Source organism: Paenibacillus hamazuiensis (assembly GCF_023276405.1).
GTDB lineage: Bacteria > Bacillota > Bacilli > Paenibacillales > NBRC-103111 > Paenibacillus_AF > Paenibacillus_AF hamazuiensis.
In genome coordinates this window covers 7,653,444-7,666,467 of record NZ_JALRMO010000001.1, presented here as the reverse complement: position 1 = coordinate 7,666,467, position 13,024 = coordinate 7,653,444, and the positions used below count along the sequence as shown (strand labels likewise).

The 13,024-nt window shown below is 57.0% G+C and carries 8 protein-coding genes; 5 read left to right on the top strand and 3 right to left on the bottom strand.

Features of this window, described 5'->3' with window-relative positions:
• Window positions 1–6 precede the first annotated feature (6 nt).
• The 4 genes from MYS68_RS33910 (at window position 7) to MYS68_RS33895 (ending at window position 8,063) form a co-directional block, all read left to right on the top strand.
• Window positions 7–2,913 (top strand): 1,4-alpha-glucan branching protein domain-containing protein, encoded by a 2,907-nt coding sequence (locus tag MYS68_RS33910; RefSeq protein ID WP_248929962.1) that lies wholly within the window; start codon window positions 7–9, stop codon window positions 2,911–2,913.
• A gap of 52 nt (window positions 2,914–2,965) precedes the next feature.
• Window positions 2,966–5,368 carry a sugar phosphate nucleotidyltransferase gene (locus MYS68_RS33905; protein ID WP_248929961.1) on the top strand — a complete coding sequence of 801 codons (2,403 nt, stop codon included), beginning with the start codon at window positions 2,966–2,968 and terminating at the stop codon, window positions 5,366–5,368.
• Between the two features lie 148 nt (window positions 5,369–5,516).
• Window positions 5,517–5,783 (top strand): KTSC domain-containing protein, encoded by a 267-nt coding sequence (locus MYS68_RS33900; RefSeq protein WP_248929960.1) that lies wholly within the window; start codon window positions 5,517–5,519, stop codon window positions 5,781–5,783.
• A gap of 312 nt (window positions 5,784–6,095) precedes the next feature.
• Window positions 6,096–8,063, top strand: a complete 1,968-nt coding sequence (locus MYS68_RS33895) for a glycoside hydrolase family 15 protein (RefSeq protein WP_248929959.1) — start codon at window positions 6,096–6,098, stop codon at window positions 8,061–8,063.
• Window positions 8,064–8,243: 180 nt separating this feature from the next.
• Here MYS68_RS33895 and MYS68_RS33890 read toward each other — a convergent pair whose 3' ends face one another.
• Both MYS68_RS33890 and MYS68_RS33885 read right to left on the bottom strand, forming a co-directional pair.
• Entirely contained in the window at window positions 8,244–9,107 is an 864-nt protein-coding gene (locus tag MYS68_RS33890) for a sugar phosphate isomerase/epimerase family protein (RefSeq protein ID WP_248929958.1), read from the bottom strand.
• A 123-nt stretch (window positions 9,108–9,230) separates the two neighbouring features.
• Window positions 9,231–9,779 carry a peroxiredoxin gene (locus tag MYS68_RS33885; protein ID WP_248929957.1) on the bottom strand — a complete coding sequence of 183 codons (549 nt, stop codon included), beginning with the start codon at window positions 9,777–9,779 and terminating at the stop codon, window positions 9,231–9,233.
• A gap of 239 nt (window positions 9,780–10,018) precedes the next feature.
• Between MYS68_RS33885 and MYS68_RS33880 the strand changes: the two genes are divergently transcribed.
• A complete protein-coding gene (locus tag MYS68_RS33880) occupies window positions 10,019–11,467 on the top strand; it encodes a catalase (RefSeq protein WP_248929956.1) in 1,449 nt (482 codons plus the stop codon).
• A 70-nt stretch (window positions 11,468–11,537) separates the two neighbouring features.
• On the opposite strand, the gene MYS68_RS33875 is transcribed toward MYS68_RS33880, so the two are convergent.
• A complete protein-coding gene (locus MYS68_RS33875) occupies window positions 11,538–12,998 on the bottom strand; it encodes a tetratricopeptide repeat-containing glycosyltransferase family 2 protein (RefSeq protein WP_248929955.1) in 1,461 nt (486 codons plus the stop codon).
• Window positions 12,999–13,024: the final 26 nt, after the last annotated feature.

Sequence of the window (13,024 nt, the reverse complement as noted above, 5' to 3'; positions counted from 1 at the left end):
GACCCGATGATCAATAAAATCAAGCAAAAACCGGAGCTGAAAGGTTATTTGGCGCTGGTGCTCCACGCCCATCTTCCGTACATACGCCATTTCGACCGCGACGATTATATGGAGGAGCGGTGGTTTTACGAGGCGATGACCGAGACGTATTTGCCGCTCATCGAAGCCTTCGACCGGTTGATCGACGATAAAGTCGACTTTCGCATCACCATTTCCATGACGCCGACGCTGCTGGCCTTATGCACGGATCCGCTGATGCAGGAGCGCTACATGAACCACCTGCACAAGCTGATCGAGCTGGCGGATAAGGAGACGGTACGCCTGGCTAAAGACAAGCAGCTGCTCCCCTTGGCCCGGATGTATGCGGAACGGTTTCGCAAGCTGCAGCAAATTTTCATGGGCTGCGGCCGCAATATCGTGAACAAATTCCGTTATTACCAGGAACAAGGATTTGTCGAAATCCTTACGTCCGCGGCTACCCACGGCTTTCTGCCGCTGATGAAAACGGAGGAGGCGATCCGTGCCCAGATCGCTGCCGCGGTGGACGATTATGTGAGACATTTTGGCAGAAAGCCCAAAGGAATTTGGCTGCCGGAGTGCGGTTATACTTTAGGGGTCGATCGCATCCTGAAGCAGTTGGGGATCGATTTTTTCATCGCCGATACGACGGCTGTAACTTACGCCACTCCATATCCGAACCGCGAGCTATATGCCCCGCTCATGACCCCGTACGGAGTGAGTGCGTTTCCGCGCGATCCCGAATCGTCGCGTCAAGTTTGGAGCTCGCAGGACGGCTACCCGGGCGATTTCAACTACCGGGAATATTACCGGGATATCGGCTGGGATCTGGGCTGGAACGACCTGAAGGAGTGGGAACACATCCGGCCGTACGTGCTGCCGACGCATGAGCGCGTCAATACCGGGATCAAATATTACCGCATCACCGGAAAAGGCTCGCATCGCGAGCCGTACAACCCGGAGTGGGCCCGGGAAAAAGCCGCCGAGCATGCCGGCAACTTCATGTGGGGCCGGGAAAAGCAAGCGGAGCATTGGCAGCGTCACCTCGATCGCCGCCCGATCATCGTATCCCCGTACGACGCCGAGCTGTTCGGTCATTGGTGGTACGAAGGGCCGATTTTTATCGAGATGCTGTGCCGCAAAATCTTTTTCGACCAGGATCAGATCAAGATGATTACGCCTTCGGAATATTTGAAGGAATATCCCGTGGCCGATACAGGAATGTTGAACGAATCGAGCTGGGGGCGGAATTCCTCCGCGGAGGTGTGGCTGCAGGGCAACAACGACTGGATTTACCGCCATCTGCACGAAGCGGAAAAACGCATGATCCGCCTTGCCACGGATAACGAGCATCTCGAAAGCACCGCGCACATGTCGGCCGCGCAGCTAAAACGCGCCTTGAATCAGGCGGCCCGCGAGCTGATGCTCGCGCAAAGCAGCGACTGGGCGTTCATTATGGACTCGCAAACGGTCGTCGATTACGCGTGTCGGCGCACGAAGGACCATCTCGGCTGTTTTCGCCGGCTGTGCGACATGATCGAAGCCCGGCAGATCGACGAACCGTTTCTTTCCGAGCTCGAGGAGAAAGACAACCTGCTGCCCGACATCGACTACCGGCATTATGTTTCGATTTACCGCCGATCGCCGGTCGCCATTATTCCCGATGTCGCCCAATTCGAGCAAATCTTAAAAGACACTCGGGACAAGCCGAACCTGTTCATGCTCGCCTGGGAGTACCCGCCTAAATACATAGGAGGTTTGTCGCGCGCCGTTGCGGCGCTTTCGGAGGCTTTGGCCGCCCAAGGAGAGATCGTACATGTCATCACAAGTTCCCATTACGGCGCGCCTTACTTCGAGAAGCTGAACGGCGTTTACGTGCACAGGCTCCCGGTGTTGACTTCGGGGGATACGGATTTTTTCCATTGGACGTTCGAGATGAATCTGGCGATGGTCGACCATTTGCTCGCGTGGAAGGAAGGCGGAGGCCGGATCGATCTGCTGCACGCCCACGACTGGATGGTTTATCACGCGGCGCGCGAAATCAAGCTGAGCTTCGGCATTCCGCTCGTCTGCACGATTCACGCCACCGAGTGGGGGCGCAATCAAGGCAATCTGTACACCGATCTGCAAAAAAAGATCCATCACCTCGAATGGCGTCTCACCTACGATTCGGAAAAAGTGTTCGTCTGCAGCGAGTATATGCGAAACGAAGTACAGACGATTTTTCAGCTGCCACCGGATAAGGTGCACGTATTTCCGAACGCCATCGACCTTGCTTTGCCGCCAGGGCAATTCAGCCCCTCCTCGCGCCGGGACTGGGCGGCCGATAACGAGAAGATCGTGTTTTATGTCGGGCGGCTGGTCTATGAAAAAGGCGTGCAGGTGCTCATCGACGCGATGCCGTTCATACTATCGCAGGTGCCGGGCACCAGGCTCATTATCGCCGGTTCCGGACCGATGGAGCAGGAGCTGCGGGCGAAAGCGTATCATCTCGGAGATCGGGTGACATTCGCCGGATTTATCGTCGATGCGACGAAACGGCGGTTGTTCGAAGCGGCCGATGTGTGCGTATTCCCGAGCCTGTACGAGCCGTTCGGCATCGTGGCGCTGGAGGCGATGAAGCACCGCAGGCCGGTCGTCGTTACGGATACTGGGGGTCTCGCCGACATCGTGCAGCATGGCGTCGACGGCTACAAAGCGCTGCCCGGCCATGCACAGTCGCTGGCCTGGCACGTCAGCGATATTTTGCTGCAGCCGCAGCTCGGCTCCCGTTTTGCGGACGCCGCTTACCGCAAGCTGCAGGAGCATTACGACGGGCAGCGCATTGCGAAGAACATGAAAGTCGTCTATGACCGGTTAACCTACGCCCAGCCGTCGCTGACGATTGCGTACTGACCGTCATGCCGCCTTGCGTGGGCGACTGAGCTCTAGGATAGGAGTTGATCCGATGAAAGCAGTCATCATGGCGGGAGGCAAAGGGACCCGGCTTCGCCCCTTGACCTGCCATATCCCCAAGCCGATGGTCCCTCTGCTGAGCAAGCCGTGCATGGAATACATCATCGAGCTGCTGCGCGATCACGGCATTACGGACATTGCCGTCACCGTGCAATATTTGCCGGATGTCATCCGCGATTATTTTGGGGACGGGCGGGAGTTCGGCGTAAACCTGCATTATTTCGAAGAGACGGCTCCGCTCGGCACGGCGGGAAGCGTGAAAAATGCGGAGCCTTTTCTGGACGAACGGTTTATCGTCATCAGCGGCGATGCGCTGACCGATTTCGACCTGACGCAAGCGACCCGGTTTCACGAACAGAACGGAGCGCTCTCTACGCTCGTTTTGACCAAGGTCAGCCACCCGCTCGAATACGGTGTCGTCATGACCGGGCCGGACGGTAAAGTCATACGTTTCCTGGAAAAGCCGAGCTGGGGAGAAGTATTCAGCGATACGGTCAATACCGGCATTTACATTTTGGAGCCGGAGGTGCTTGGGCGGATGGAGCCGGGCGTCGAATGCGACTTCAGCAACCAGCTGTTTCCGGAGCTGCTGAAGGACGGGCTTCCGATGTACGGATACGTCAGCTCCGGCTACTGGTCCGATATCGGCAGCCTGGAGCAGTACCGGCAGACGCAATTCGACATGCTCGACCGTAAGGTGAACGTGCGCATACGCGGACGGGAAATCCGGCCCGGCATTTATGTCGGGGACAACGTCGCACACGCGCCTTCCGTCCGCTGGCACGGGCCGGCATTTATCGGGGACGGCAGCGTCCTCGGGGACGGCGTCGAGGTCGGCGAATATTGCATCGTCGGCAAAAACAATCAATTGCGCAAAGGCAGCTCCATCCACCGCACTATTTTATGGGATCATAATCATATCGCCGAACATAATGAGCTGCGCGGCGCAACGCTCGCCAGCCAAATTACGTCCAAGGAACACGCCGAGTACGCGGACGGCTCGGTCGTCGGCAGCCACTGCGTCGTCGGCCGGAAATCGTCCATCCGCCCCGGAGTCAAAGTGTGGCCGAAAAAGCGGATCCGCGAAAACAGCCGCCTTACCTCCTCTTTGATCTGGGGAGAGCATTCCGCAAAATCGCTGTTCAAGTCGGACGGCGTCACCGGTGCGCCCAATGTCGACATCACGCCGGAGTTCGCCGCCCGCTTCGCCGCCGCATATGGCGCGACGCTCGCGCCGGGAAAGGCGCTGACGGTCAGCAGCTCGCATCAGGAGTTCGCGAAGACGCTGAGGCGCACCGTCGCGGCCAGCTTGCAATCGGCAGGCACGCACGTGATCGATCTTGGCGAAACGCTCCCTCCCGTAGCACGTTTCGGGGTGCGGCAATTGTCGGCTGCCGGCGGCATACACATTCAGCTTGATGCGAATGCCGGGTTATGTACTATCGAATGCTACGACGGGGCCGGTTTACCCATCAGCAAGGCGGCCGAACGCAAGGCGGAAAACAGCTTCTGGCAGGAGGATTACGGCCGCGCGCCTTGGGACCGTCTTGGCACCTATCACACGGACGATTCGATCGCCGAGCTGTACTTGAAAAGCGTCCTCGCGGAAACGGCCTTGGAAGAAGGAGACGCATCTGCAGGCCGTTACCGGCTCGTCATTGCCGCCGCGCCGCCCGTATTTTCGCTGCTTGGTCCGCTGCTGGAACATATGGGCTGCGAGCTGCTGTATTTGTCCGGCATCCTGCACAAATCGGCGCTGTCCGACTATGTAGCCGCGCATCGGGCGGACCTCGGCCTCTGGATCGACGCAAGCGGCCGCCACCTCGCTCTCGTCACGCCGGAAGGCGAGCCGCTGGAAGGAGATCGCCTGCGGATCGTACAATATTTGGCGCTGTTCCACCGCTATCCGGGTGCCGCGATCGGCCTTCCCGTAAGCGCGCCTCAGCTGCTCGAAAGCTTCGCCGAAGGGCTCGGCTGCCGCACCTCGCGCACGAAGGAAACGGCCCGGGCGGTCATGGAGGCGTCGCCCGAGCTGCCTTTTCACCCCGCATACGACGCGCTGTTCGCCACCGCCCTGATCGTGCAAAACATGCGGCGCAGCGGCTTGACAGTCAGCGAGCTGCTGAACATGATCCCGAGCTTCCATCTGCAAAGGGAGCATGTCGACTGCCCTTGGGACGCCAAAGGGCAGGTGATGCGGCAATTGATGGAGCAAGCGAAGGATGCCGAAGTCGATCTCGTCGACGGCATCAAGTTTTATCATGACGGCGGATGGGTGCTGCTCCTCCCGGATTCGGACGAGCCGGTGTTTCAGGTGATCGCCCACGCCGACCGGCCGGAAATCGCAGAAGTGCTGGTACGGCGGTACCGCGAGCAGATTCTAAGTCATCTTTAGCCCGCATAAGATGTAAACACTAAGGAAAATTCGCAACCTGATCTCAGCCCGCCTGCGAAGAGCCTCTTGCATCCTCTTTCGGCCCTGCGCCGGCGGGCTCATCTTGGTGCTGCGGATTTTCCCATCTTTAGCGACTGGAGATGACTGCATGAATTTCATTCCGATCGGTTCGAAGCAAATCGCTTATGTCCGGTACGACGACCAGGCGGCCCAGATGGAGGTGCGGTATCATACCGGAAGAATCGTCACCTATTGCGGAATCCGCGCGGAGGAATACCAATCGTTATTAACCGCATACAATCCGTACGACGTCATCGTCAAGCTGACCGTATCGAAGCGGCCTCAGCCCGCCGCAGCCGTACAAAGTCAACAAATAGCCGGTCTCGCGGTCTCCGCCGAACAGCCGGAGGCGTAACCTTTTCTCCATCTGCTTAAAAATTTAACCGTTAATCATTCGAAAAGGCTTCGATCAGAAGCTTTTCTTCTTTTTCATTGTATAATCGGCCGAAAAGCGGCAATAGTACTGGAATATGGGCTTACTGAAGGCAAGGGGATTGCGAAAACTGATTGAAACATGTACGCTAGGGGATATAGCACTTACCGCAGCAATGTAACCATCCCTATCATATGCTTGACGCACTTATCGCAGCAGCTATCCTCCTCATCTGCATTCCAATTTATACATACACCAGCCATACTGCCAAACCGAAGAGAAGGAGTGAATGGATTGCCAAGGCATCTCGTCATAGGAAACGGCAAATTTCTCATCAATTTGGACCAGCATACCTGTATCCGCGATCTTTATTACCCGTATGTCGGCCAGCTCAATCATGTAGGGGGCTATCAATGCCGCATCGGCATTTGGGTAGACGGCGCGTTCTCGTGGCTGACCGACCCGGAATGGCAATTTCAGCTTTCCTATGCGGAAGATTCGCTGATTACGGAGGTCAAGGCATCTCACCCCCACCTTGGCATTTCACTCCTCATCAACGATGGAGTGCACCAGCGTGAAGACATTTACATAAAACGCGTTCACATTGCCAACAACCGGGATACCGTTCGGGAGGTTCGCGTCTTTTTCAACCAGGATTTGCTTATTAACGAAACCGAAGTGGGCGATACGGCTGCTTATTACCCTATGAATCATACTGTTTTTCATTATAAGAAAGACCGTTATTTCATGTTCAACGGCAGCACCGGAACCGAAGGGATCTACCAGTACACAAGCGGGGTCAAGCGGTTTTATAATGCAGAAGGCACTTGGCGCGACGCGGAAGACGGCCACCTGATGGGCAATGCGATCGCTCAGGGCTCGGTCGACAGCACGATCAGCTTCCGCTTGTTTGTGCCGCCGAATTCGGCGCAAACGATGTATTACTGGATGACGGCGGGCAAGAACCTCGAGGAAGTGAAGAAGCTCGACCAATATGTGCGGGAAAGCCATCCGGGCAAGCTGCTCGATCGGATCAAAATTTACTGGCAGCGCTGGGTGAACAAATCGGAGCGCACCTATGCCGATTTAAGCGAAGACGTAATCAATCTGTATAAAAAAAGCCTGCTCATCGTCCGCACGCAAACGGATGTGAACGGCGCGATCATCGCGGCGAACGATTCCGACATCATGCAATCGAACCGCGACCATTACAGCTACATGTGGCCGCGCGACGGCGCTTTGATCGCCTATGCGATGTCAATGGCCGGCTATCAGGGCATGATTACGCCGTTTTTCCACTTTTGCGCGCGCGTCATATCGCCGGAAGGCTACCTGCATCACAAGTACAATCCCGACGGCACCGTCGGGTCAAGCTGGCATCCTTATATTCATCAGGGCCGCAGCCAGCTGCCGATCCAGGAGGACGAAACGGCACTCGTGCTGTTCGCGCTGTGGCAGGACTTCCAAAAGCACGGCAACATCGAGCTGCCGCAGTCGCTGTACCGCAATTTGGTCCGCAGCGCGGCGCGGTTCATGTCCAGCTACATCGAACACGACTTAAGCTTGCCGAAGCCAAGCTACGATCTATGGGAAGAACGTTACGGCATCTTTACGTTCACCGCTTCCGCCGTTTATGGCGGACTAATCGCCGCGTCGAACTTCTGCAACCTGTTCGGCGACGACGAGCGCAGCAACCGGTACCGCCATACGGCGGAGAAAATCAAATCCGGCATTTTGAAGCATCTATGGGATGAGGAGGAAGGCCGGTTCGTGCGGGGGCTGTATTTGGAGGACGGTCAGTGGGTGAAGGACAAAACGCTGGAAAGCAGCGTCTACGGCATCTTCGAATTCGGCGTCCTCCCGGCCGACGACCCCCGCGTCGTCTCGACGATGACCGCCAATCGCGACGGCCTTACGGCCAAGACGGAAGTGGGCGGCGTGGCGCGATACCATCATGACTACTATTTCCAGCGCTCTTCCGACATCCAAAAGGTGCCCGGCAATCCGTGGATCATCTGTACGCTGTGGATCGCCGAATGGGAAATCGAATGCGCCAAGACGACGGCCGATCTCGAATCGCCGCGCCGCACCCTCGAATGGGTCGTCAGACACGCGATGGAAAGCGGCATTTTGCCGGAGCAGCTCGACCCGTTCGACGGCAGCCCGGTTTCGGTCGCGCCGCTCACCTGGTCGCATGCGACGTATGTGCTTGCCGTGGTGAAGTATGTGGAGAAGTTTAAAAAGCTATCGGGCCAGGCGTGAAGATCAGGAACACCTTCAAAACCAACGTCCGCTTCCATTTTTCGGGATGGAGCGGACAGGAGTTTCCTGCTGAATATTACAACGGCCCTGATGTTCGGAGAATCAAATGTCCAAAATGCGCAATACGAAGCCAACGGAATCTCCGTTGGCTTCTTCGCTTTGTCCGATTATCGAATTCTTTTACACCTCATCCCATATGCGCCGGGCATTGTCCAGCCCCGCCTTCGTGCCGAAGCGGCAGTCCTCCAGACCCTCGAATTCGATCGAAACGTATCCGTCGTATCCCGACGACTTCACGAGACGAATGATCTCCCGCATGTCGATATCGCCCTGCCCGACGATCGCGCCGCGCAAATAATCGCCGCAGGCGCTGCGAAACCAGCCCTCTCCCGGATTCCGGTCGTGCGGCCGGCGGTAAAAATCTTTCAGATGCACCATCGAAGCGTACCCGATATTCCGGCCGACTCCGACGGTCGGCGTTTCGTCTGCGCACCAGAAATTGCCGACATCCAGCGTCGTTTTGAAATTCGGCCGATCCACGGCGTGCAGCAAAGTCTGGACCCGTTCGCTCGCTTGCACGTAAAATCCGTGGTTCTCCACGCTCGTCGTAATGCCGTATTGCGCCGCATAATCGGCTACGCGCCGGCATGCTTCGGCAAGCCGATCAAGCTCCGCGGCAAAATGGCGGATCGTCGTCTCCGGCATTGGCCGGGATGCGACGTCATGGCGCATCAGCTTTACGCCCAGCGCAGCAGCGATGTCGACATGCCGCATGACACGGGTTATCTCCTGCTCCAAAGCATCCGGATCCGACGTGATGAAATTCGCGCCTATTGCATAATTGGACAGCTCGATGCCGAGATCGGCCGCCTTTCGCCGAATCGCCTTCGCCAGTTCCCCGTCGCCCTCCAGATCAAAACCGATCGGAACGATCTCCGCATGCTCGCCGCCGTTGTCGGCGATCCACTGAATAACATCAAGCACGCTCATCTCTCCGGATTTGATCAAACGGCTTAAACTGTAAGTGCTTACACCTAACTTCATAACGTTTCCTCCCCATATCGGCTCATTGCCGGGTCTCTTTCCCAGACCGTTTCCGGAACGCAAAAACCTCCGGGCTCGCTGCAGGACAAGCCGGAGGAATCATATTCATGTTACGTTGCCTGCTTATTTCGCTGCCAGGTGTTTATCGCCTTTTTTCCAGCCGGCCGGGCACAAGCCGCCGGATTGCAATGCTTCCAGCACGCGCAAAGCCTCTTCCACACTGCGACCTACGTTGTTATGATGTACGACTTGGTACTGCAGTTCGCCGTCCGGATCGATAATGAACAAGCCGCGCAGTGCGACGCCTTCCTCTTCGATCAATACGCCGTAGTCGCGGGCAACCGTTTTGTTGATGTCGGAAGCGAGCGGGAAGTTCAATTTACCGAGGCCGCCGTCGTTCCTCGGAGTGTTGATCCATACGCGGTGGGAATGTTTGCTGTCGATGGATACGCCGAGAATTTCCGCGTCCAGCTTCGCGAATTCCGGTACCGCTTCGCTAAACGCCGTAATTTCCGTAGGGCATACGAAGGTGAAGTCGAGCGGATAGAAGAACAGTACGAGCCACTTGCCCTTGTAGTCGGACAAGGACACTCTGCCGAAGTCGGTTCCGTTGCCGAGTGCGGTGTCCATTGTGAAATCGGGTGCTTGTTTGCCCACCAAACGTTCCGCCATGATGTAAAAGCCTCCTCCTGACTGTAGAAGCTCCTGCTTGTTTTAGAAGCATTTGGATATTCGGTCAATTCCACGTTAAAAATCGTATCACTCAGCAAATCGGAAGTCAATAAATTAAATAATTAGTTTTTAATAATTATTTTAAATAATTATATTGACATTCCGCCCAACTTTGATAATAATTATCAATATCAATTTAGAATTATTCTAAATAATATTTTAAAATGAGGTGCTTGCCCATGAACCCACATTCCTATTTAACGACCAATCAAGGCGCTCCCGTAGGAGACAACCAAAATTCCCGAACCGCCGGACAGCGGGGGCCGACTTTGCTCGAAGACTACCATCTGCTCGAAAAGCTCGCCCACTTCGATCGCGAACGTATCCCTGAACGCGTTGTCCATGCCCGCGGCGCCGGTGCGTATGGCGTATTTACCGCAGAAAACAGCATGTCCCGTTATACGAAGGCGGCTTTCTTGCAGGAGCCGGGTACGGAGACGCCGGTCTTCGTCCGCTTCTCCACCGTTATCCACGGGCAGGGCTCGCCGGAGACGCTGCGCGATCCGCGCGGTTTTGCCGTGAAATTTTACACGCAGGAAGGCAATTACGACTTGGTCGGCAATCACCTGCCGGTGTTTTTCATCCGCGATGCGATGAAGTTCCCGGACATGGTGCATTCGCTGAAGCCCGCTCCCGACACGAACGTGCAAACGCCGGACCGCTACTGGGACTTCATGACGCTGTCGCCGGAATCGACTCATATGCTGACGTGGGTGTTTTCCGATTACGGGACGCCGGCGAATTACCGCCAAATGGAAGGCTTCGGGGTTCATGCTTTCAAGTGGATTAACAAGGACGGGCATATCTCTTATGTAAAATATCATTGGAAGCCGCTTGCGGGTGTGCGCAATTTGAGCAAGGATGAGGCGGCCGCCGTGCAGGCTGTCGATTTTAACCATGCGACCAAAGATTTGTACAATCATATCGCCCACGGGGATTTCCCGAAATGGGACCTGTATGTGCAGCTGCTGGACCCGAGTGATTACGACCGGCTCGAGTTCGATCCGCTCGATCCGACCAAGCTGTGGCCGGAGGAGCTGTACCCGCTGCACAAGGTAGGCACGATGACGCTGAACCGCAATCCGCTCAATTTTTTCGCGGAGGTGGAGCAGTCGGCTTTCGCCCCGAGCGCACTCGTTCCCGGTATCGAGGCCTCCGAGGATAAGCTGCTGCAGGGCCGCCTCTTCTCTTATCCGGACACGCAGCGCTACCGGCTCGGGCCGAACTACCTGCAAATCCCGGTCAACTGCCCGTATGCTCCGGTCCGCAATCATCAGCGCGACGGCGCGATGCAGACGCAGCCGCAGGAGTCCAGCGTCAACTACGAGCCGAACCGCCACGGCCATTTGCCGGAGCAGCCGGAATTCCGCGATACCCCTGCACCTGTACACGGCATGGCCGGCCGCGAGCGCATCGCGAAAACGAACGACTTCCAGCAGGCCGGGGAGCTGTACCGGCGTTTTTCCGAGCAGGAGCGCGCCCATCTGATCCGCAATCTCGCCGACGACCTGGCGTCGGTGCACGAGCAGACGAAGCTGCTTGCGATCTGTAACTTTTTCCGCGCGGACCGCGAATACGGCAGTCGGCTCGCCGAGGCGCTTGGCGTCGATATTTCGGCGTTCGCGTAAAAAATCCCCTGAACGCCGGAACGGAACTCCGTTCGAGCGGTCAGGGGACTTTCTGTATTCGTTAGTCTTATTAACCTTGATCCGGTATGCCTTGTTTTGTTGCGGCTTGATTCAACTGCCGGCGCTGCAGTTCGATGGCCTCCAGGTTTCTCCGGGCCGACTGCAAATTTGGATGCTTGGCCGCGTACCTTGCGTACACATCGCGGGCCTCCGCCAGCATGCCGAAGCGTCTGAGCAGGTCGGCCTGCGTCAGATCGGCTTTCCAGTTCAAAATCTGGTGATCCGCCGCAACATTGCCGCGGTACGACTGAAAGCCTTTTTTCGCATCGGCGACGAGCTTCTCGGCTTCCTTCAGCTGCTTATCGGCCGAACGGATGCGGATTTGCGCCATGTAATACAGCGCATCCGGGAAGCTCGGATGCTTGTCCAGCACCTGTCGGCACAGCCGTTCCGCTTGGTCCGGCTGGCTGAGCGAAAGATGGATTTTCACCATCATCATCTGCACGTCGAGCAGGCGCCCGAACCTGGGCTGGCGCTGCGCCAGTTCATCGGCTTTTTGCAAATAGCCGAGCGCTTCCTCATGACGTCCGGCTGCGATCGTCTCCCTGCCGCGGAACATCCACCAGCCGGGGTTGTCCGGGTCTTCTTCATTCATCATTTCAAGCAGACGGAGATTCCGCTCGATTTTGTTTTTGTCGCGTACGATCGGAGTTTCGTACCCGTCATGCAGCAGGCGTATCCGTACCGGTCGGCGGATGAACTCACCGTGATAAATTCCTTCGGGCGGGCCGACCTGTTCGTGTATGCGCCCCCAATAGCGAAGCCCTTGTGCGCGCGGAAACATGCGCACCATCGAGAAATCGTGGTGAAACTCTCCGCGGATTTCGTTGACCTGCCATATTTGCAGCAGTGCGGCATAAGGAAGCCGGTTGAAAATGCCGGCGATTTCTTTGATATATGGCGCATCGTCCTCGTGGAGCCACTCGTCGCCGTCCACCCACAGCACCCAATTGGTTCGGACATGCTGCAGCGCCTCGTTTTTCAAGTCGGCGAAGCTGTCCCGGAACTCGGTATGATACAGCCGCACCTTCGGGAACTTCGCCGCAAGCTCATGCGTGCCGTCGGTCGAACCGGAGTCCATGACGACGATTTCGTCCACGGCATTGATGAGGCTTGCGAGGCAGCGTTCGATGCAGCGCGCCTCATTTTTGACGACAACCGCCGCCGTCACCGCCGGCCGCTCCGTCTTCAGCAGCGCATCGATATCCGGCCGCTCCGTACCCGGGGTCGTCTTGCGCAGCTCCCGATTGATCCCCTGCACCCATGCCGCCTCGGGATCGAGAATCCATGCGCGGTTAAACACCTTTTGCGCCGCCACCCCAAAGCCCTGCCGCATCAGCGCCTCGCCGAGGAACACCCACGCCTGCGCGTCGATCGGACTGCGGATCAGCAGGTCTCCCGCTTGCTGCTCGGCCTCTTGGTAGCGCTGATCCCTCAGCGCTTGAATGATGGATTCGTGGGCCTTGTTCATGGTTGCACCTGCTTTGCGGCCAACCG

Excerpts from the sequence above, each read along its gene's own strand:
- MYS68_RS33910 (WP_248929962.1), top strand. The coding sequence starts at position 7 with ATGATCAATAAAATCAAGCAAAAACCGGAGCTGAAAGGTTATTTGGCG.
- MYS68_RS33905 (WP_248929961.1), top strand. The coding sequence starts at position 2,966 with ATGAAAGCAGTCATCATGGCGGGAGGCAAAGGGACCCGGCTTCGCCCC.
- MYS68_RS33900 (WP_248929960.1), top strand. The coding sequence starts at position 5,517 with ATGAATTTCATTCCGATCGGTTCGAAGCAAATCGCTTATGTCCGGTAC.
- MYS68_RS33890 (WP_248929958.1), bottom strand. The coding sequence starts at position 9,107 with ATGAAGTTAGGTGTAAGCACTTACAGTTTAAGCCGTTTGATCAAATCC.
- MYS68_RS33885 (WP_248929957.1), bottom strand. The coding sequence starts at position 9,779 with ATGGCGGAACGTTTGGTGGGCAAACAAGCACCCGATTTCACAATGGAC.
- MYS68_RS33880 (WP_248929956.1), top strand. The coding sequence starts at position 10,019 with ATGAACCCACATTCCTATTTAACGACCAATCAAGGCGCTCCCGTAGGA.
- MYS68_RS33875 (WP_248929955.1), bottom strand. The coding sequence starts at position 12,998 with ATGAACAAGGCCCACGAATCCATCATTCAAGCGCTGAGGGATCAGCGC.